The following is an 18,955-nucleotide window of genomic DNA, read 5'->3' as shown; positions in this document are numbered from 1 at the left end:
AGACGACATGGCCAATTAAACGGCTCTATGTAGATAAGACCACGGCTCCATTGTTTGGATCCGGGGCGCGGCAGGACGAAAATAGCTATCTCTGGGGCTGCGACCGCGGCTGGAACGGATCTTTGCCGTCCGGCGGGGTGCTCGGCCTGGGCGTAACGGCGAATATGCTGCAGAAATTAAGACGGATTCAACGGCGCGATCCAAGTCGATGCCTATGGCGGCTACTCTCACCTGGTTACGCCAGACCGCATGCGCGGTAATCCGCTGAGGCTCGCTTTCTGGTGGGCTCATGGCGCCGGAAAGCTGATCAAGGCAAAGCCGAAGAAGGGCTCGCCTATCGTCGACGAGGCGTTGCTGCGTATCGCGGCTCTTTACAGGATCGAAGATGGCATCCGCGGTTCTGATCCCAAAATCGTAAGCGTACTCGGAAATGAGCACGTGGGGATACGTCACCACCATTCCCTTGCGTGGATGGCTGGAGAGGCGATGGGTCAAACATGGTTGTTAGTGATGGGCCGCTCAATGGCTATTTTTGTCGGGTTTCATCGACTTACGACAAAACTTGGTATGTCCAGCCTTGCACCCAAGCGGTCGAATCGTTGATTAACATCGGCAATTGCTCCCGGATCTGAATTGGCACAGCTCTTGATACTCCTGGAATCAAGTCCAAGAGCAACACACGTGGTCAGAGCAAGTTGTGTAGCCCTTCCGGCAGCAACGCCGGAGTTTCTGCATCGAAAACTCTGTAACGACGGTGACGATGTTTGGAGGCAAAGGATGCGGCGGCAGAGCTACAGAACTTGGGTGAATGCATTCTGTCGAGGCCGCGGAGCCGACAGGTACCTATCCTTTCAGCTTTCTTTTGGTTCCGCTCATGCAATTCCCTAAATCAATCGAAGAAGCGCATGCAGCTGAATTTTACCAATTCCTCGAAAAAACTCAGGGCTTAATTCGATCCCCGAAGCTTTTCGAATTGTTGTGTTCATTTGCTCGGATTCTCGAATTCCCATGGGTCGCCTATCATCGTCAATCGGGCGATGAAATCCTAAAGATGGTCCGCTGCAATCCGCCTGTCGTCAGCTATCCTGATGAGTGGCAGGATCATTATGCCAAGATGGGCTATGACAGAATTGATCCCATCATCAAAAAGAGCCGAAAGCAGGCGGACGCTTTCCGTTGGAGTGAAGCGCACAATGACATGAGCAAATCGGAACTGGAACGGCGATTTTTCGAGGAGGCTGCAGCGTTCGGTTTGAGGTCAGGGGTCAGTGTTCCATTGCACGGTCCCGGAGGTAGTTTTGCGATTATGAGCTTTGCTCGGCCCTCGTCCTGCGAGCCCGAGAATAAAATGGTTACATATCTGAAATTTGCGGCTGTGCACTTCCATCTGAGTGTCGCGGATTTTGCGAAACAGCGGGTTGCGGGAAAATGCCCCAAACTTACTCCAAGAGAAAGAGAGTGTATTCTCTGGGTAGCAAGGGGGAAGTCTTCATGGGATATAGGGCGGATACTTGATATTTCTGAGAATACTGTAAATTTTCACATAAAAAATATAACGCGGAAGTTGGATGTCAGTAGCCGAACGGTCGCGGCTTTGAAAGCAGCAAGCCTTGGAATTATCGAATTGTAGGACCAACTCGGGGTGTGGTCCCGCGTCCGGCCGTTGCGGGGCGGCCATCGGAACCTGTCTTCGGTCATATCGCAACTGCTGATGTTGGACTGGGCACAACGCTGCCGTCCGGCAGTAACGGCAATTCTCCAAATGTGTATCCGGCAGGCGCTAAGCCTGTAACCAAGAAACGGTCTATGACGATACTCCCTTTGCAGGTAGGTGCAATGGGTCGCCGTTGTCGGCTAGGATGCCAGCCTCCAATTGTAAAGGGTTAGTGAAGGCAGACCGGGAGCGGATCGACTAGTTCACGACTCGATGAGACTCTGCAAGTTTCTTATGGAGGAAGATCATGCCTCAAGAGTGTAGTTCTAACTCGCTACTGGAATTTGAAACCCTCGAGTCAAATGTGAGGTCATATTCACGATCCTTCCCTGTGGTGTTCAGAAAGGCGGCAGGAGCCATCCTCGAAGACGAGAATGGTTGTGAGTTCATTGATTTTCTTTCCGGCGCGAGTGCCCTTAACTACGGTCACAACGACCCCTACATCCGAAATGCTGCAGTGGAATACCTGCAATCGAATCGGATTGTCCACGCGTTAGACATGGCAACATCAGCGAAACGAGAATTTATCAAAAATTTTGACCATATAATTTTGCGCCCGCGCGGGCTGGCGTACAAATTTCAGTTTACCGGCCCCACGGGTGCCAACGCTGTTGAAGCTGCTTTGAAACTCGCACGTAAGGCAACCGGCCGGCACAACGTAATCTCGTTCACAAACGGCTATCACGGAGGGAGTTTGGGGGCCCTTGCCGTAACCGGCAATCGATATTTCCGAAATGCAGCAGGTCTTACCCCTGCCGGCGCAGTTTTCATGCCCTACGACGGCTACTGGGGAGCCGACAACGATACGTCCGACTACTTGGACAAGGTGCTTGCTGATAGTAGTAGCGGAGTCGACTTGCCGGCAGCTATTATTCTGGAAACTGTTCAAGGCGAGGGAGGTATCAACCCTGCAAGCACAGACTGGCTGCAGTCACTTGAGCGGCTTTGCAGAAAGAACGACGTCCTACTGATTGTTGACGACATTCAGGCAGGCTGCGGCCGAACTGGCGAATTTTTCAGTTTTGAGTCTGCGGGTATATCCCCAGACATCGTGCTTTTATCCAAATCCCTCAGCGGTTATGGGTTACCTCTATCGCTTCTGCTGCTCAAATCCGAATTGGACGTTTGGCAGCCAGGTGAACACACTGGGACTTTCAGAGGCAATAACCTTGCACTCGTGACGGCAAGTGCTGCTTTGCAAAAATACTGGACAAATGAAAACTTATCTAAGGGCGTTATCGAAACAGGACGCCAGCTCATGGAGCGCCTTCGGGAAGTTGCTCAAAGCAACCAACGTTCTGAACTTGCCGTGCGGGGAAGAGGCATGATGCTGGGGCTCGACTGCCGTACGGGGAAACTAGCGGAGAAAATCGTCCGCCAAGCCTTCGAACAAGGACTAGTGGTAGAGCGATGCGGCGCGGAAGACCAGGTAATCAAGCTTCTTCCTCCCTTGACTATCGACAGTCAAACTGTCCAACGCGGTTTGGACATCCTGGAGAAGTCGGTGCGGGTGAGCGTTTAAAGACAAACCTTGGTCTCTCGTTTCGGCCGATCAGCGTACAACTTGATTATGGTGGCCGATGCGAGGGCTTATCTTTGGCGATTCCGGCCGCGGTTCTGCCGCGTAGTGGGAATTGTTTAGGTTTTTTTTGATAACCATCGGTCCTCCGCATGGCATTTAGCGAACAGTAAATCTGCGGTCGTCCCCGATCTTGCCGTCGATCACCTGCGACAGAGCCTCGATCCGCTGCAGAGATCACGCGCGCTCATCGCCACCACGTCAGCAAACCTGGGCAGTATGACATTCGAACTTAGCAGGAACAGAGCACTTTCTATTTGCGGCTACACCCTAGCCGCTACGGAAATTCGAACCGGAAGCCGTGTGGCCTTCCTCACCATCCGTCTTAATGCCAAATGGGACAAGCAGAGCCGCGGCTTCGCCGGTCGGCAGGTCGACGACCGTGATTGCGCTCGCTGCAAGGAAACGCCGCTCGTTTTTGGTAAGGCCTTCCGCATCAAGTACTGCAAAGTGGGGGCCGTGGGAGCGCTTGATGATCTGTCTAGCGTAGATCCGGAGCATTTGATCGTTGAAGCGGCAGCCAATGAAAAGAAAACCGCGATCTGTACGCCGCTCTTTCACCATTTCAGGTATTGGCGTCTGGATATCAATTTCGGTTAGAGGCTGCCCCAAAAAGATTTGAGTGATTTCAGCCAGTTGTGATTCCTTCGGATTTGCGAAGATTCGATGGAGTGCACAATGGCCTGGACTGAAACCACCCGACAGCAATATGTCCGTCGGACGAGCCGATATGCAAGCGATGTTACCGATCGCGAATGGGAATTTATTGCGCCGTTCATGCCCGCGCCACGGCGTCTGGGCCGGCCACGCAAGACCGATCTGCGCGAGGTTTTAAACGCCCTTCTCTATATCGCCTCGACAGGCTGCCAGTGGCGGATGCTGCCGAAGGACTTTCCGCCCTGTTCAACGGTGCAGCGGTATTTCTATGAATGGCGGGCAATGGGTCTTTGGCCACGGATCACCATCACCTTGTCATGGAGGCACGGGAGCTGGATGGGAAAGAAGCTTCACCGACGGCTGGTGCCATTGACAGCCAAAGCGTCAAGACTACTGAAAGCGGTGGTATTCGGGGCTTTGACGCTGGCAAGACCGCGACAAACTGCGTTTGCGCTGAGATCAAGGGCCGCAAGCGTCATATCATTGTCGATACGCTCGGGCTGATGGTTGGTCTCATGGTGCACAGCGCTGATATCCAGGACCGCGACGGGGCTCCCGATCTTCTGAAGTCCATCCGCAACCGATGGCCGTGGCTCCTTCATGTCTTCGCCGATGGCGGCTATGCGGGCGACAAGCTGAAAAAGCGGCTGCAGAAAAGAGGAAAATGGAAACTCGAAATCATCAAGCGTACCGACAAGGCCAAGGGTTTCGAAATCCTACCGCGCCGCTGGGTCGTCGAACGGACGTTTGCGTGGTTGGGTCGATGCCGCAGGCTGGCCAAGGACTTCGAGACATCCATCGCTTCAGCAGAAGCCTGGATAACCATCGCTCACATCCGAATGCTCACCAGGCGGCTGGCAAGATACGGATATCGTTGAAACCTTTTCGAGTCCGACTCTTAGGACTTCCACGTAATCGGAATCGGACACTAGAAAGTTCGAGGCTGGCATAACACTGCCGTGCGGCGCATAGAGGACCGTCTTTGGCGCTGAGACGCGTTCGACGTCTCTCCCGGAGAGATCGTAGGTTTTTGTCCAAATGTCGCCGCCGCCGTTCGCACGCGTGACGCCTTGCATCTCGACGACATCCGTTCGACCGGTCTTCGCGAAAGCCGCACGCATTGTCCCGTCGTACCAGCCGTCGACGATAAGGGAGATCGGCAACGTCGCGAGCCAGTCGTGGAGGGCCGTCGGCGCCACGGGTGCTCCAAATATTTCTGCCATCCAGGTCTGAAGCGTCCGGCCGTCGCTGTTCAATGAACTGCGCGACTGACCACATATTGCTGCGTATCCTGGAGGGAGCAAGTGTGCGTTTGTTGAGTGCCGCGGAGACGGCTTCCGGGGTGTCCGGTACAGGTGGTTCCGTGGATTGCAGCCGAAGGAGATCCGGACCGAGATAGGGAACGATCCGATCCGCAGCGAGCGCTTCCTGAAGCAGCTTAAGTCTTTTTTCCGCGTCACCGTTGCGAACGATTAGGAGACGGTCCGAGGTCAAGATTGTGTTCATGCTGGTTTCTCTTGTCTGTCGTTGCAGCATCAGTCCTCGTCAGGAATCTTCCTTGCTTGGACGGTGATCGGCAGAGGCGTATCCCGCGATAGCTTGGGCAGGACGAGCCTCCAGCCGTTCCTAAGTGTGACCGTGCCGCCCCACAAGTCATCAGTCTCGACGTCTACGATCGGCTCTTCGAGATCTTTCTTTGGTACGTAAGCCGACAAGCCGGCGCTCGTTCTGCGAATCATTATCTTCATGTCGCTATTCCTTCGTTGGGGGCCCCGCGATTTCAGCAGCGCCGCAAGCAGCGGCGTTGTCCAGGCTCGTCAGTTCACGCGCACGCATGCCGACGATAGTGCCATGTTCGACCCATTCGACGGCATAGATGTAAAACTGCTGGAGAAAGGTGCCGATGTCGCGCACATAGCCTTCGTCGCCCTTCCGCACCAAATTTTCGCCGATGTTTTTGCCAGCATAGGTGCCGTCATTCTTTACGTGAAGTCTGGCCCTCACCCGCTCGCCGGGTATAAATCGTGGAGGCTTGTGGATTTCGACCTCCTGTTCACGTCCAAGGCCCATCGGCGTTCCTCCTTCTGGGAGCTGCAGGATGTCATTGAAGGCGGCTTCTCCGCAGGAGCCCCGACCATGCTGAAGGTCAAATCGCAGGTGCGGCGGCGACGCAGGTCTTCGGCACGGGACAAACCTCCGCGCATTGCTGCGTTTCAAAGGCGCCCTTGCATTCGGTGCATTTTTCCGCGTCGATAACGTAGATCTCTCCTTTGAACCTGATCGCGCCGGAGGGGCATTCGAACTCGCAGGCACCGCACTGGGTGCATTGGGACGCTATGATCCTGAAGGCCATTTTAAAACTCCTGAAGATGTTGGATTAAGAGCGCTCACGCCGTCGCCGCTTGTGGTTCGACGCCAAACTTGGCGGCGTAAAGGGTGCCGATGGCGGTCTCGATGTAGTCATAGCAATAAGCATCCGTTGCCCGAACCCCGGCCTCGATGAGCCGATTCTTAGGGCACTCCCCGATCTTGGCGCATAGCACGACGTCAATGCCCTCCAGCGCAGTTATGATGGCGTCGAGGGTGGCTTCCTCGCCCATGCCTCCGAGGCAATACTGTTCAATCCTGCGATGCCCGACGTAGGTGATGCCTCTCGACGAAGCTTCGTATACTTGGAATTCCTTCGCATGGCCGAAGTGCTCGTTGATGCGACCGCCACCCTTTGTCGCGACCGCGACGTGGAGGGACCCGTCGCCGGCTGCTTTGACTGTCTCGATTGCCTCGCTCTTGGCGGTCGCGTGATCGCCGCGTTCGCGCGCGACCACTTCCCGATAGGCCTCGCGCTTATGGGCGTCATAGGTGATCTCTCCGGGAATCTGGTCGAGTGCGAACTCCTGGCCGCGATCATCCCCAAGCAGGCCGACGGCGTCGGCCCTGCACTGCCGACAATGGCGCATCAGCTTTGCGCCGCCTTCGAGACGATCCTGGAGCGCCTTCAATTCGAGCGCCCGCGGGCCGCGCTGTCCGGTCAAGCCGTAGTAGGTGCCATGGGCCGGATCCGAAATAAGCGGCATGACGTTGTGCAGGAACGCCCCCCGCTCCTTGACCCATTTGTTTACCTCGACCAGGTGTTCGTCGTTGACGCCAGGGATCATCACCGAATTGACCTTAGTGAGGATGCCGCGCGCGGTCAGCATCTCCAGGCCCAACATCTGCCGCTCGTGCAGGATTCTGGCGCCTTCGATGCCGGTGTAACGACGGTTGTGGTAAAAGATCCAGGGATAGATCTTTGCGCCGATTTCAGGGTCAACCATGTTGATCGTGATTGTCACATGATCGACATTCATGTCGACAAGTTCGACGACGTGATCCGGCAGCGCAAGCCCGTTGGTGGAGATGCACAGCTTGATGTCGTGGATCTCGCCCGCGACTCGTTCGAACGTTTCCTTTGTCTTCTTCCAGTCGTAACAGGCATCGCCCGGTCCGGCGACACCCAGCACGGAAAGCTGCGGCACTTCGTTGGCGACGGCAATGACCTTGCGCCGCGCTTGGTCTGGCGTCAACTTTTCCGAGACTACCCCAGGCCGGCTTTCGTTGGCGCAGTCATATTTACGGTTGCAATAGTTGCACTGGATATTGCAGGCTGGTGCGACCGCGACATGCATGCGCGCGAAATAATGGTGAGCTTCTTCTGAATAGCAGGGGTGGTTTTTGATCTTCGCCCAGATAGCCTGGTCCATGTCGGCCGGCTTTGTGGACACGCCACATGACGAGGATGTGCAGCCACTCGGTTTCGCGGTCACCAGCAATTGATCCGAGGATGTCGTGCTGGTCACACTCTCAAGCGAAATCATCGGTGCGGACATTGAATGCTCCGTTGCTAGTTGACGTCGCGTTTCAAAACGCAAAAGCCATGCCATCCCAAGCATTGGATTTCGCTTCAATAATTTGCTTATTGTTGTTCGATTCCGACCGTGTTCTGACACAGATTTGTCGAGCTTTCGACAGTCGACAAAGGAGTTGGCCGAAGCCACCAAACCAGGCATTGAAAATGCGAGAAGGTCCAAACGGCACTTGGACGCTTAAAGCTTTTTCACCTCGATGCGATGCTGGCGTAAAGCATAGCCGACCTGACGTGGCGTAAGGCCGAGGATACGAGCCGCCTTGGCCTGAACCCACCCGGCCTTCTCCATCGCCTCGATCAGCCGGTCCCGTTGTGTGAGGCGCGACTCCATTGCGGGACAACCGGAACCGTTCGGATCACAGGCCTTGACGGAAGACACCTCGTCCGACGCACCGACGTTCCCGCTCGAGCGCGGCGATGCAGCCGGCATCACATTGCTCCGGGCACGCCCATCGATGGTATTGCCGCTGGGCGACCCGTCGGTTCCTTTCCAGAGGAGCGACGAAAGGCACTGACTGTTCTTGCAGGCAAAATCAGACGAAACGATCGAGCTTGAACGCGCAAGGGTAGCAGTCCTTCGCACGCAGTTTTCGAGTTCCCGGACGTTGCCTGGGAAATAGCATTGCGACATCACCTCGATCGCCGACGGCGAAAACGTAAGCTCGCTTTGGTTCTCCTTGTTGAATCGGTCAAGAAGAGCTTTCGCAAGGCGTGGAATATCGCCGGGTCGCTCTCGAAGCGGCGGCAGGACAATTGGAACTACGCTGATGCGGTAATACAGGTCGGCCCTGAATTCGGCGTTTGCAACAGCCATTTCGAGGTTTTTGTTCGTGGCGCATATGAGCCGGACGTCGACCGCAAGCGTCTTGGTCCCGCCCACTCGCTCCAGTTCGCCTTCCTGCAGGACGCGCAGCAGCTTGGCTTGAAAGGCGGGCGAAATCTCGCCAATCTCGTCAAGCAGAAGCGTTCCGCCATTTGCCAGTTCGAAGCGTCCGGCACGCTGCGCGATGGCCCCGGTGAAAGCGCCCTTTTCATGCCCAAACAACTCCGATTCCAGGACGCCTTCAGGCAGCGCGGCGCAGTTCAATTTGACGAACGGCTTGTTTCTACGAGGGGAAAGCTCATGGATCGCCTGAGCAAAAAATTCCTTGCCGGTGCCGCTTTCGCCCCGCAGAAGCACGGTGGAATTCGTCCTTGCCACGACCGAGACGGTTTCAACCACCTGCTGGAGAGCCGGGCTATCCCCGATAATCCCGTCGATTTTGACGGGTGGATGTCGGCCCGGGGCGCCCCTTTGCGTGTTGATCGGCTTCTCCGGTCTCTCTTGTTCGCCGATAAGTCGCCGACTCTCCAGGTTCAGGAAGCGATGAAGCCGGATCGTCCGGCTGACCAGATTGGCGACCATGGTCAGAAAGCGAACGTCCTCGTCGGCGGGGAAGGGGGCGGCGTCGTTCCTGACGCGATCGACCGATATTGTGCCAATTATTTTGTTATCGGCTTTTACCGGAACGCCAACAAAAGAAATCGGGACGGTGCCGCTGCTCCAAGGCGGTTGCGGATCAGCCTGAAACAATTCGGACTTGCCAACATCCTTTACGATAAAGGGCATACCGGTTGTCACGATATGGTCGATTACGGCCTTCGGTATAACGCCTCGAGCGGCTGATTGAGAGGATGGGGGGATGTCGCCAGTTGCGGCAATCTCGGGATGACCTCCAGCGTCCAGAACAACGATTGCTCCCTGTCGAATCTGCAGAAAGGAAGAGAGGATGTTCACGACGTTGGCAAGCGTGATCTCTAGCCGGGCGGGGGCAGTTAGAACCTTTGATATCTCGTAGATTCCGCTGCCCGCTTGGCGCATGGGTTCAGCAGGTAGCGCAGATAGGGGCTCCACTCCATCGACCGATCGCGCGGGCATGTGGGTCATTATATGGCCTTGGGTTGTCTAACGTTTCTTATAACCCCTGCTTGCATGTATTTATAGTAATTTCTAATGCCAATCCGCAACGCGCACCTCTGCAAGTTTCCGATGCGCCTGTCTGCAAACCCAAGTTGGTTCTGAGTCGTTGAGTTGCAAACCTTTATCCGAACTTGAAGAGAACGCCGAAACCGCCTCTCGGATAGTTCCACTCGATATCTCCACTTGCCTCACAGAGTACGCGGCACGTGCCGCACTCCATGCACCCGTCGGCGATAACCTCCACTTGGCCCTGGTCATTCAATTCGTAGCACTTGGCCGGACAGACACCTGTCAGGGCATACAGATTTACGCTCGGCCACTCGTGTGGACGCACCCTAATATGCGGACGTCCGGCATCGACCACATATCGATTTTGGTAAAGCTTGTCCTCTACGCGTATGTTCGTCACTGCAACCGTCATCTCATCTTTCCTTTATCGCCACGCGCGCGCCAAGCGGACCGCATCACCAAACAGCCCCCAGCGCGAGCGTGCCTTGATGAAGGTGGCCGTGGTCGCCCGTTCCTTGTCGATCTTCGGGGTGCCGTCCACTCGCACAAAGTTCTGTGCGGCCTGCGACAGCAATTTTGGATAAGTCGTGAAGAAATTGCGGGAATTGGTGTGCAGCAGGGCAGGCATGTCCTTGTACTTCCGCAAGTCTTTGATGACGAATGAATTTTCAAGCATCGACTTGTAAAGGGAGAGGTGCTCCTTGACCATCGGCTTCTTGCGATTCTTGATCTGGACGATTGCTTCGCCGGCGATGCGCCCCGACGTCATGGCGAGGTTGGACCCCTCGCGGTGCACCGCATTATTAAGCTGTGCCGCGTCGCCGACGACGACCCAGCCGTCACCAAAAAGCTGCGGAATTGCCTTGTAACCACCTTCTGGAATGAGATGAGCCGCATATTCCTTGACTTCCGATCCTGCGATCAGCGGCTTGACCGAGGGATGGGTTTTGAATTTTTCGAGCAGGTCATAAGGACTTTCCATTGTTGCCGCGAATTCGGAGACAAGGCAGCCAATCCCGATCGAGATCGATTCTTTGTTGGTGTAGAGGAAGGCAAGCCCGGCCATGTTGCGAGAGATCGTGCCAACTGCCTCGATGACGCAGCCTTCATTGGCCTTGAGGCCGAACCGCTGGTCAATCACCTCTTCGGCCAGGAAATGCATTTCCTTGACGGCGAGCGCGACAGTTTCCGGCTTCGGCGTGTCACGCAATCCAGCCCGCGTGCCGAGCAGTCCATTGACGCCCTCTGCGAGAACGACCACGTCAGCAAGGATCACGTCGCCGGCGCGGTCGGTGCGAACGCCAGTCACCCTGCCCTTTGGATCACGAACGAGTTCCGTCACGGTCGTCTCGCATAGAAGAGTAGCTCCGGCCTCGCGCACCTTGCGTGAAAACCATTTGTCGAATTGGGCGCGAATGACCGTGTAGCGATTGGGTCTTGACTCGTTGAAGTCGTCCGACCGGTATTGCATACCGATGTGGGATGAGTCGTCCATCATCCAGAAGCGCTGCTCGACCAAGTGCCGCTCCAGTGGCGCATCATCCCGGAAGTCCGGCAGGATTTTCTCCAGCATGTCCGCGTACATGATGGCGCCCTGCACATTCTTGGAGCCCGGATACTCGCCACGCTCCAATTGCAGCACCTTCATGCCGCGGCTCGACATCGTGTAAGCAGCTGCGTTTCCGGCCATGCCGGCCCCGATAACTATGGCGTCGAAGTTTTCCTCGGTCATGGGGCGCCCTCAGTTTGCAAGCTTATCGCGACTGTGCGGCGACAGTCGATGGGTGAATAGTTCCGTCAATGACGGCAGTAAACGGATCGCATCGGTGACCACGCCAAGGTGAGCGAAATCAAAAATCGGCGCGTTAGGATCGGTGTTAATGGCTAAAATAAGATCAGCTCCCTCGACGCCAACGCGATGCTGGATGGCGCCGGAAATGCCGGCCGCTATGTAGAGCTTCGGCCGGATGGTTTTGCCAGTTTGGCCGATCTGCCGATCAGCAGGCATCCAGCCCTTTTGGACGAGGGGGCGCGAACAGCCATAATCGGCCCCGATCGTCCGCGCGAGTTTCTTCATAAGCTTCACGTTCTCCACCGCGCCGAGACCGAGGCCTCCAGCAACCACGACATCCGCATAGGCGAGATTCGCCGTCTCCGACTGACCATCAGACAAGAAGCCGAGGACCTTAGTGACGATCTCTTCCTCGATCATCGACACTTTGTGTCGAATGACGCGTCCGATCTTATTATTCCCGCGCGGCGGCATGGCCATGACCCTCGGCCGAACCGTTGCCATCTGCGGCCGGCAGTTGAGCGTGTAGATCGTGCACAGCAAGGAGCCGCCGAAAGTCGGCCGGGTCGCCGCAAGCGAGCCGTCCGCATCCACATCAAGTTCGGTGCAATCCGCCGTGAGCCCTGTCAACAAGGTCGTCGCCACGGAACCGGCAAGGTCGCGCCCGAGCGTCGTTGCCCCTAAAAGAAGGATTTCCGGTTTGTAGTTAGTAACCAGATCCGTCAATGCTTTGGTGAAGGGCTCGTTTCGATAGTCGGCGAGCAGTGGGGCCTCGATGAGGTAGGCAAGGTCGGCGCCATATGCAAAAGCCTCGGCGACGGCAAACCACGTGGCCTCTTCCGGCGGTCCGAGAACGACGCCGGCAAGCTGGACGCCCAGCTTGTCGGCGAGCTTGCGGCCTTCGCCGAGCAGCTCGAAGGAGACGGGATGGACCTGGTCGCGCTCCAGCTCGATGAAGACCCAAACGTGCCGATGGTCCTTAAACTGATCGGGCAGCTCTTTCTTCATGGCGGCACGGCCAACGGCTGGAGGAGGGCTCTCTCGATTCGTGCTCAACATCGTCGCTCCTTGCCTTTACGCTTCGCCGTCAAAGGCGAGTTCGCTTTCGAGCGCCGGCTGGCGCAAAAAGATCCCAGCGATCAACTCCTCCGCGAGATCGCGCGGCGTTTTTTCCGCGGTATCGATCTGCTCCGCCTTTTCCGGCCGCTCAGGAGGGGCGAAGACCCTCTTAACGACTGTTGGCGAGCCACGCAGGCCGCACTTGGTGAGGTCCTCTATGCCAGCGTCGGCCGCATTCCACTTCACGATCTGGCTGCGCGCGGCCCGTAGCGCGTCATCGAGCGAGCCGCGGCGGATTTCGTTTGTGCCTTCGAGCATTGTAATCAGGCAAGGGAGCTTGCTCAACAGCGTCTGCGTGCCCCCTTCCGAGCGGCGCTCCACCGTAATCTCGCGCCCATTGATGTCGACAGAGACGATTTTCGCCACGTAGGTGAGCTGCAGGAGGTCCAGGCGCTTGGCGATGCCAGGCCCAACCTGGGCGGTATCGCCGTCGATGGTCTGTTTGCCCGTAAAGACGATATCGGGCGTACCGAAGGCCTCTCCGATCTTCGCGATGGCTTGCGAAAGAGCAAACGAGGTTGCCAGAGTGTCGGAGCCGGCAAAATGACGGTCGGTCAAGAGTACGGCGCGGTCGGCGCCGTAAGTGAGCGCCTTGCGCAACGCGTCCTCTGCCATGGGCGGCCCCATGGTGAGCACGGTCACCTCGCCGCCATGGCGGTCGCGCAACTGGAGTGCCTCCTCAAGGGCGAACAGATCATAGGGGTTGATGATGGTTGGCACCCCCTGACGCATGATTGTGTTCGTCACCGGATGCACTCGTATTTGTGCGGAGTCCGGTACCTGTTTGATACAGATAACTATGTGCATGGCGGTTTCTTACTCCCTCCCTCTATGGGTGGCCGGTTTGTCAGTACATATGCTTGCGTGCATCATTCGTGCCAACCGTTTGGCATTCGCTATCCCCTTGAAACGGCTGTAATTCCGGCGTTGCTAGCATATGACTGAATTGTAGGCTTCCCGACATTGTCGTGTCGCAACCGTGCTCATTCCTTTTCGAACGGCTTCAGGAAGGAGTCCAACGGGATAATGGTGCGGCCGGGTGTGACAGGTCTGTCCGGATTGTGGTCCCTGAGCACCTTGAAGACCCGGTGCGTGAGCGGCGCGGAGGTGGCGAAATCACAGTAGGCCCTTTCCAGTATGGCACGGGCACGAGCAGCGATTACCTGGTCAGGGAGATGGGAGAAGTCCTCTGCCGCGAGGTATTGGCCCATACGCTTCATGATATGGAGTCGTGAGACATCGAGAACCTTCGGGTCATAGCGGACCCCTAGGGCTGCGAAGAACTCCTCCGCAGCTGAGAGACATTTCAGCCGATTGAGGATATCCTCGACATTGATGGGACTGCTGTCAGCGGAGCAACGGCACATAAGATTTCCCCTTGTCGTGAGCGGTGATCTCGAGACCGTTCTCCCGTAGGTTAAACTGCAACATACGGAATGCGCGGTTCGACGCGGTTTCCCGCAAGGCAGTCGCGTTGCTACTGGAATCGGCATAGGCTGGTGGTCGAAATCGATCCACCGATGGTGTCGAGCGATCCAATAAGATGATGTGGCGCGGGACGCCCTCATGAACACGCATTGGCGGTGAACCAGCGATCTGTGTGACTGAACGAGCCCCAGCTTTTCTCTGATCGTTCATACGATGCCGGTGAAGGTTCGCCGTAATGCAGGTCGTATCGGTGAGAAGGAATTGCCGTTTCATGAGCGTGCCTGCTACTACTCCCCTGAACGAACCCGGCTGCTCGTGTCGGCCACGTGGCCGGAACGGGATTGGCTCCGCAGCTTCTCAACGATGCCAGGTAAAACTTCGAGCACCCGGTCGACATCCTCCTCACAGTTATCGCGCGAGAACGAGAAGCGGATTGTTCCGTGCGCCACGGCATGAGGGATGTCCATTGCCCTCAAGACATGGCTCGGCTCCAGCGAACCGGAGGAGCAGGCAGACCCGGAAGAGCAGGCGATGCCATAGCGATTGAGAAGAAGGAGCATACTGTCGCCTTCGAGACGTTGAAAGGCGATGTTCGCCGTGTTCGGCAACCTCTTAAGCCGATCGCCCGTTACGAAGGCGCCTGGAACACGCTGGACGATGCCGTTCTCCAATCGATCTCGGAGCGACCTTAATCGGGTCGTCTCGTCGTCCATTGATTTCAAGGCGAGTTCGGCAGCCTTGCCTAAACCTACAATCCCGGCCGTATTTTCTGTCCCTGCGCGTCGGTCGCGCTCCTGATGACCTCCCTTGACCAGTGAGGAGAAAGATACGCCCCGTCTAAGATAGAGTGCGCCGATTCCTTTTGGTCCATGGAATTTGTGTCCGGACAACGACAGCATGTCGATTGCAGTAGGTTGGAGGTTCATTGGAACCTTACCGACCGCCTGGACCGCGTCCGTGTGGAAAAGTGCACCGATCCTCTTGGCCATGTCGGCAAGCTTAGCGACCGGAAAAATGGTTCCCGTCTCGTTGTTCGCCCACATGATCGAAACAATCGCTACGCGATGAGTGAGGGCGTTCTCGTAGGCGTCAAGATCGAGACGTCCATGCCGATCCACTGGGATCCTGTGTACCTTCACGCCGCGCGTCTTCTCCAGATGGCCGCAGAGTGTCAGCACCGCTGAATGCTCGACTGCGGAGGTCACGATCTCTGTGCGCTCAGGCATCACCTCCAGCGCCGAAAGGATCGCTGTATTGTCGCTTTCCGTCCCCCCCGAGGTGAACACGATCTCATGATCGAACTCGGCGCCGATCAGCGCTTGCAATTGCCGGCGCGCCTTCCTCACCGCCTCGCGGATGGAGGAGCCAAAAGCGTGCGCCGACGAAGGGTTTCCAAACTGATCCGCAAAGAACGGCAGCATGGCTTCAACCACTTCAGGATCGACCCTGGTCGTTGCATTATTGTCGAGATAGATCGCTCTCATGGGTCAATCTCGACTGAGGGGACGCGGTGATAATGCTTCAGCGTCTTGTCCATGCTGTTGTTTGCTGGCCTCGGGCAGCCAGCGCGGGCTGGAGTCGTGCGATGGCGCGTCGCGCGATCTTGTTGGCGTCGATAATGTCGCATCGCCGCCATCAGCAGAAAGGGAGGAACGCTTTGCGCTCGCGCCGTTTCCAATGGCTGGATTCGCCGCGGCGGCTTAACTAGGTGGGTCGTCAGCCTAGCTTGTCGCTGAGAACTGAACTGTTGCAGGCGGCGGCGATTTTTTGACCCTGCCCGACGCGATTGTCGGCTACAACATCGAGTTCGACCCTGCCAACTTCTTAAGGCCTCAGATTTCTGTTGTGGCGGTCTGATGGTCCTCTTCTGCCGGAACGAGGCTTTCGACGACCAGTACTGTATAAACCCATGACACGTCTTCGACGGCTTGGACGAGTGTCGTCCGGCTACAGCCAGACCTAGCGAAGTGAGCGACTTGGTCATGAAATCGAGCCTCTTGACACGCACGCTTCTTCGCTCACCCTTCATCGGCACGGAACTGTTTGCAGATGGGGCGTCACCTTCGTGATCCTTGCCCGGATGTCCGCCACGAAATTTTGCTGCCTCAGGATAATCCGTGGATGAGCAGACGTTTTTCTCCGGCAGCAAACAGTCTAAAAAGCCTGCTGTCTCCTGACGGACGGTCCGAGGCGCTTTATCGGCGGGCTTTCGGGTTATGAGTTCGGCCAGCGCTGACGAGGAGGCGGTCGCTGGGTGGCAACGCAAGGACGACGGTGTCACCGGAAATGCTTCCACCTTTGGGTCGACTCCGATGATCAATTCAGGCCCTCTACCATCGGAAACTGCCCCGGTCTCAATGATGGGATTTTCCTGTATGCCGTCGTTCTTCTGATAGAAAAAGGAAATCATGACCGTTTCGCTATAATTCCACATGGGCTCTCTCCCTTTCCCAATGATCAGCCGAAGGATTTGCCGCATGTGCACTTTTGTTGCGCATTGGGATTGTCGAAGACAAAACCGGAGGATTCAGGCCCCGTCACGAAGTCGATCGTCATGCCGTTGATGTGTGCTTGGGAGCCTGCGTCAACGAACACCTTGACCCCATCTGTTTCGATCACCGCGTCGCCCTGGCCCTGGACGCTCTCCAGCCCCACCAGGTATTTGTAGCCGGCGCACCCACCTGCCTCGACCGCGATGCGAAAGCCTTCCGCCTGCTCGGCTCGGGAAAGCGCGACGTTCATGATGGCAGCGGCATTCTCTGTGAGCTTGATCATGGGATGATTCCTTTCTGTTCGATGGCGCATTTCGGATTACCGTGCATGCACCGTGCCAAGCGGTGAGGAAGACCAAGAGCTCCACCGGCCCGTGTGTTATATTCCTGCGTCGTCGAACATCGGACATCCCGAAAACGCGTCAACTCCAGAACGTCTGCCCGCGTCGCTCCGTTTGTCATTTCCGGTTGAGGCTCTCGTTGCCGCCGCACCGAAATTTTAGCGGTTCGGCGGAAAATGAATGGGAGCCGACAACTACTTTCAGATTTGTCGATTGCGCGACATCAAAATTCGGCACGAGCTTCGTGATTAACCGCTTAGCCGCCAAAGCGCTTGAGCTATGGAACAGACATCTAGTCTTTTCTAGAATTTCTTAAGCAGCCGGCACAACTTTTGAAGCTCCCCGTGACGAGGCTGCGGTCGCCAGCCCATATCAAATCGATCTATGGAGAAGGACCAGAGCATGATGTCACATGTGCCTCAGGTTTGCGGATTGTCGGAAGGACGTGACCCATGGTACGAAGGCCGTTATCCCTCCGCGGCCGCCAGTACAAACCGTTTCTCCCGCCGGCGTTGCGCGGACGAGGGGATGTTCATCGCCTCGCGATATTTGGCGACTGTGCGGCGAGCAATGTCGACGCCAGTTTCCTTGAGCCTCGCAACGATGCCATCGTCGGACAGCACATTATCGAGCGTTTCTGCGGCAATAATTGCCCTAATCTGATGGCGCACAGCTTCGGCCGAGTGCGCGTCACCGCCTTGTGAGGAGGGGATCGCAACTGTGAAAAAATACTTGAGTTCGTACACGCCGCGGGGCGTGAGAATATATTTGTTCGACGTCACCCGACTTACAGTGGACTCGTGCATGTCGATCGCGTCAGCGATGGTCTTAAGATTGAGAGGCCGAAGATGGGCAATGCCATCTTCCAGAAAGACATCCTGGTGGCGCACGATTTCGGTCGCCACCTTGAGGATTGTCGTAGCGCGCTGATCGAGACTCCGAACCAACCAGCTCGCGTTCTGGAAGCATTCGTTGAGGAACGACTGATCTTTCGAACTTTGGGCGGTTAGGCGAGTAACTTGCGCAAAATAGGTTTGGTTGATGAGTACCTTGGGCAGAACCTCCCGATTAAGTTCGACTTGCCATCCGCCTCCCGGCGAGGGCAGGACGAAGACGTCGGGTATGATGGATTCCGACCCTGCGGACTGGAACTGGTTCCCAGGCTTTGGGTCAAGGGCACGGATTTCGTTCAACATATCGAGAAGATCGTCTTCATCGACCCGGCAACGTCGCTTCAGTGCTCGAAAATCGCGTCGCGCAAGCAACTCGAGATTTGCGACCAGAGCTGCCATGGCCGGGTCGAACCGGTCTCGCTGGCGCAGCTGAATCTCGAGGCATTCGGTCAGACTTCGCGCAAAAATGCCCGGTGGGTCAAATAGCTGCAAAGACTCAAGAACCAGTTTCACTCTAGCCTCAGGGCTATTTAGCCTCTCTGCTAGCTCCAGAAGGTTCACTTGCAGATACCCAGTGTCATCCAGATGATCGGCAAGCGCGCCAGCAATCAGCCGCTCCTGGGGTGTGAAGGCGGTGAGGGCGATCTGATGGGCGACATGTTCGTGCAATGTCTCAGTCGAGGCGGCGAACTCATCCAGAGAAGGCCTTTCCCCCGGCGAAAGGTTGCCTGTGTCGCGGATTGATTTCCAGGGACTCGACAGCTCAGGCATGTCCGTCCTGGCCGGCCCATCAGCGTGGTCTTCGCGCGCGCTGATATTTTGATTATCCGCCACAGTCGGCGATACTTCGCCAGAAGCCCCGCTGTCATTCGACGCCAGGTCGAGAAATGGGTTCTTCTCGATTTCCTGTTCCACGAATTGATTCAGTTCGGTGTGCGCCAGCTGCAGCATGCGAATAGACTCGATGAGCTGGGGTGTAATAACCAGCGATTGCTGCTGACGCTGATGAAGGCTTGTACAGGACTTCATGGTTCGAGCAAACTCCTATCGTTCGGCGCAGGTGTGCG

Annotated in this window: 16 protein-coding genes and 3 pseudogenes; 4 read left to right on the top strand and 15 right to left on the bottom strand. The window is 56.5% G+C overall.

All coding sequences use genetic code 11. The features are described from left to right. Positions 1-20: 20 nt before the first annotated feature. The 3 genes and pseudogenes from RCCGE510_RS34220 to ectB form a co-directional block, all read left to right on the top strand. Positions 21-411 (top strand): annotated as a pseudogene (locus RCCGE510_RS34220) (transposase); the annotation flags it as partial. A 397-nt stretch (positions 412-808) separates the two neighbouring features. After that, the gene (locus RCCGE510_RS30630) at positions 809-1,630 is read left to right on the top strand and encodes a LuxR family transcriptional regulator (RefSeq protein ID WP_007636896.1); all 822 of its coding nucleotides are present in this window, start codon (positions 809-811) and stop codon (positions 1,628-1,630) included. A gap of 331 nt (positions 1,631-1,961) precedes the next feature. Beyond that, a complete protein-coding gene (ectB, locus tag RCCGE510_RS30625; RefSeq protein WP_007636893.1) occupies positions 1,962-3,236 on the top strand; it encodes a diaminobutyrate--2-oxoglutarate transaminase in 1,275 nt (424 codons plus the stop codon). A gap of 327 nt (positions 3,237-3,563) precedes the next feature. Here the strand turns inward: ectB and RCCGE510_RS34215 are convergent. Continuing rightward, positions 3,564-3,893, bottom strand: a pseudogene (locus tag RCCGE510_RS34215) (SIR2 family protein); the annotation flags it as partial. A 78-nt stretch (positions 3,894-3,971) separates the two neighbouring features. Here RCCGE510_RS34215 and RCCGE510_RS30615 point away from each other — a divergent pair. Then, positions 3,972-4,828, top strand: a protein-coding gene (locus RCCGE510_RS30615; protein ID WP_240539724.1) for an IS5 family transposase whose coding sequence is annotated in 2 segments (ribosomal slippage) — positions 3,972-4,254 and positions 4,254-4,828 — 858 coding nt in all. Because the reading frame shifts where the segments join, the coding sequence is not laid out codon by codon here. A gap of 21 nt (positions 4,829-4,849) precedes the next feature. Here RCCGE510_RS30615 and RCCGE510_RS34210 read toward each other — a convergent pair. From RCCGE510_RS34210 to rpoN, 14 genes and pseudogenes are all read right to left on the bottom strand, one after another. Continuing rightward, a pseudogene (locus tag RCCGE510_RS34210) lies at positions 4,850-5,456 on the bottom strand (SIR2 family protein); the annotation flags it as partial. A 29-nt stretch (positions 5,457-5,485) separates the two neighbouring features. Beyond that, entirely contained in the window at positions 5,486-5,698 is a 213-nt protein-coding gene (nifT, locus tag RCCGE510_RS30605) for a putative nitrogen fixation protein NifT (RefSeq protein ID WP_007636888.1), read from the bottom strand. 4 nt (positions 5,699-5,702) lie between these two features. Further along, a complete protein-coding gene (locus RCCGE510_RS30600; RefSeq protein ID WP_007636887.1) occupies positions 5,703-6,020 on the bottom strand; it encodes a nitrogen fixation protein NifZ in 318 nt (105 codons plus the stop codon). 76 nt (positions 6,021-6,096) lie between these two features. After that, entirely contained in the window at positions 6,097-6,303 is a 207-nt protein-coding gene (locus RCCGE510_RS30595; RefSeq protein ID WP_007636886.1) for a 4Fe-4S binding protein, read from the bottom strand. Positions 6,304-6,337: 34 nt separating this feature from the next. Next, positions 6,338-7,816 (bottom strand): nitrogenase cofactor biosynthesis protein NifB, encoded by a 1,479-nt coding sequence (nifB, locus tag RCCGE510_RS30590; RefSeq protein WP_007636885.1) that lies wholly within the window; start codon positions 7,814-7,816, stop codon positions 6,338-6,340. Positions 7,817-8,032: 216 nt separating this feature from the next. Beyond that, on the bottom strand, positions 8,033-9,715 hold the full coding sequence (gene nifA, locus RCCGE510_RS30585; RefSeq protein ID WP_081525819.1) for a nif-specific transcriptional activator NifA: 1,683 nt from the start codon (positions 9,713-9,715) through the stop codon (positions 8,033-8,035). Between the two features lie 220 nt (positions 9,716-9,935). Beyond that, positions 9,936-10,235, bottom strand: a complete 300-nt coding sequence (locus RCCGE510_RS30580) for a ferredoxin family protein (protein ID WP_007636883.1) — start codon at positions 10,233-10,235, stop codon at positions 9,936-9,938. A 12-nt stretch (positions 10,236-10,247) separates the two neighbouring features. Next, positions 10,248-11,555, bottom strand: a complete 1,308-nt coding sequence (locus RCCGE510_RS30575) for an FAD-binding protein (protein WP_007636881.1) — start codon at positions 11,553-11,555, stop codon at positions 10,248-10,250. Positions 11,556-11,564: 9 nt separating this feature from the next. Beyond that, a complete protein-coding gene (locus RCCGE510_RS30570; RefSeq protein ID WP_007636879.1) occupies positions 11,565-12,674 on the bottom strand; it encodes an electron transfer flavoprotein subunit alpha/FixB family protein in 1,110 nt (369 codons plus the stop codon). A gap of 15 nt (positions 12,675-12,689) precedes the next feature. Then, positions 12,690-13,541, bottom strand: a complete 852-nt coding sequence (locus RCCGE510_RS30565) for an electron transfer flavoprotein subunit beta/FixA family protein (protein WP_007636877.1) — start codon at positions 13,539-13,541, stop codon at positions 12,690-12,692. Positions 13,542-13,717: 176 nt separating this feature from the next. Then, complete coding sequence (gene nifW, locus RCCGE510_RS30560; RefSeq protein ID WP_007636875.1) at positions 13,718-14,101, bottom strand: nitrogenase stabilizing/protective protein NifW; 384 nt, start codon at positions 14,099-14,101, stop codon at positions 13,718-13,720. 348 nt (positions 14,102-14,449) lie between these two features. After that, on the bottom strand, positions 14,450-15,646 hold the full coding sequence (gene nifS, locus RCCGE510_RS30555) for a cysteine desulfurase NifS (RefSeq protein ID WP_007636873.1): 1,197 nt from the start codon (positions 15,644-15,646) through the stop codon (positions 14,450-14,452). Positions 15,647-16,619: 973 nt separating this feature from the next. Next, the gene (locus tag RCCGE510_RS30550) at positions 16,620-16,937 is read right to left on the bottom strand and encodes an iron-sulfur cluster assembly accessory protein (protein WP_007636868.1); all 318 of its coding nucleotides are present in this window, start codon (positions 16,935-16,937) and stop codon (positions 16,620-16,622) included. Positions 16,938-17,462: 525 nt separating this feature from the next. Further along, positions 17,463-18,917 carry an RNA polymerase factor sigma-54 gene (rpoN, locus tag RCCGE510_RS30545; protein WP_007636866.1) on the bottom strand — a complete coding sequence of 485 codons (1,455 nt, stop codon included), beginning with the start codon at positions 18,915-18,917 and terminating at the stop codon, positions 17,463-17,465. Between the last annotated feature and the right edge of the window lie 38 nt (positions 18,918-18,955).

The organism is Rhizobium sp. CCGE 510 (genome assembly GCF_000292525.1).
Taxonomy (GTDB): Bacteria; Pseudomonadota; Alphaproteobacteria; order Rhizobiales; family Rhizobiaceae; genus Rhizobium.
Note: the sequence above shows the minus strand (reverse complement) of the source record. Positions and strands in the feature narration are given on the sequence as shown.

What these genes read in the sequence shown, in the direction of transcription:
- rpoN (WP_007636866.1), bottom strand. Translation starts at nt 18,917, where the DNA reads ATGAAGTCCTGTACAAGCCTTCATCAGCGTCAGCAGCAATCGCTGGTT.
- RCCGE510_RS30570 (WP_007636879.1), bottom strand. Translation starts at nt 12,674, where the DNA reads ATGTTGAGCACGAATCGAGAGAGCCCTCCTCCAGCCGTTGGCCGTGCC.
- RCCGE510_RS30550 (WP_007636868.1), bottom strand. Translation starts at nt 16,937, where the DNA reads ATGATCAAGCTCACAGAGAATGCCGCTGCCATCATGAACGTCGCGCTT.
- RCCGE510_RS30600 (WP_007636887.1), bottom strand. Translation starts at nt 6,020, where the DNA reads ATGGGCCTTGGACGTGAACAGGAGGTCGAAATCCACAAGCCTCCACGA.
- nifS (WP_007636873.1), bottom strand. Translation starts at nt 15,646, where the DNA reads ATGAGAGCGATCTATCTCGACAATAATGCAACGACCAGGGTCGATCCT.
- nifA (WP_081525819.1), bottom strand. Translation starts at nt 9,715, where the DNA reads ATGCGCCAAGCGGGCAGCGGAATCTACGAGATATCAAAGGTTCTAACT.
- RCCGE510_RS30575 (WP_007636881.1), bottom strand. Translation starts at nt 11,555, where the DNA reads ATGACCGAGGAAAACTTCGACGCCATAGTTATCGGGGCCGGCATGGCC.
- ectB (WP_007636893.1), top strand. Translation starts at nt 1,962, where the DNA reads ATGCCTCAAGAGTGTAGTTCTAACTCGCTACTGGAATTTGAAACCCTC.
- RCCGE510_RS30595 (WP_007636886.1), bottom strand. Translation starts at nt 6,303, where the DNA reads ATGGCCTTCAGGATCATAGCGTCCCAATGCACCCAGTGCGGTGCCTGC.
- RCCGE510_RS30580 (WP_007636883.1), bottom strand. Translation starts at nt 10,235, where the DNA reads ATGACGGTTGCAGTGACGAACATACGCGTAGAGGACAAGCTTTACCAA.
- nifB (WP_007636885.1), bottom strand. Translation starts at nt 7,816, where the DNA reads ATGTCCGCACCGATGATTTCGCTTGAGAGTGTGACCAGCACGACATCC.
- RCCGE510_RS30630 (WP_007636896.1), top strand. Translation starts at nt 809, where the DNA reads ATGCATTCTGTCGAGGCCGCGGAGCCGACAGGTACCTATCCTTTCAGC.
- nifT (WP_007636888.1), bottom strand. Translation starts at nt 5,698, where the DNA reads ATGAAGATAATGATTCGCAGAACGAGCGCCGGCTTGTCGGCTTACGTA.
- RCCGE510_RS30565 (WP_007636877.1), bottom strand. Translation starts at nt 13,541, where the DNA reads ATGCACATAGTTATCTGTATCAAACAGGTACCGGACTCCGCACAAATA.
- nifW (WP_007636875.1), bottom strand. Translation starts at nt 14,101, where the DNA reads ATGTGCCGTTGCTCCGCTGACAGCAGTCCCATCAATGTCGAGGATATC.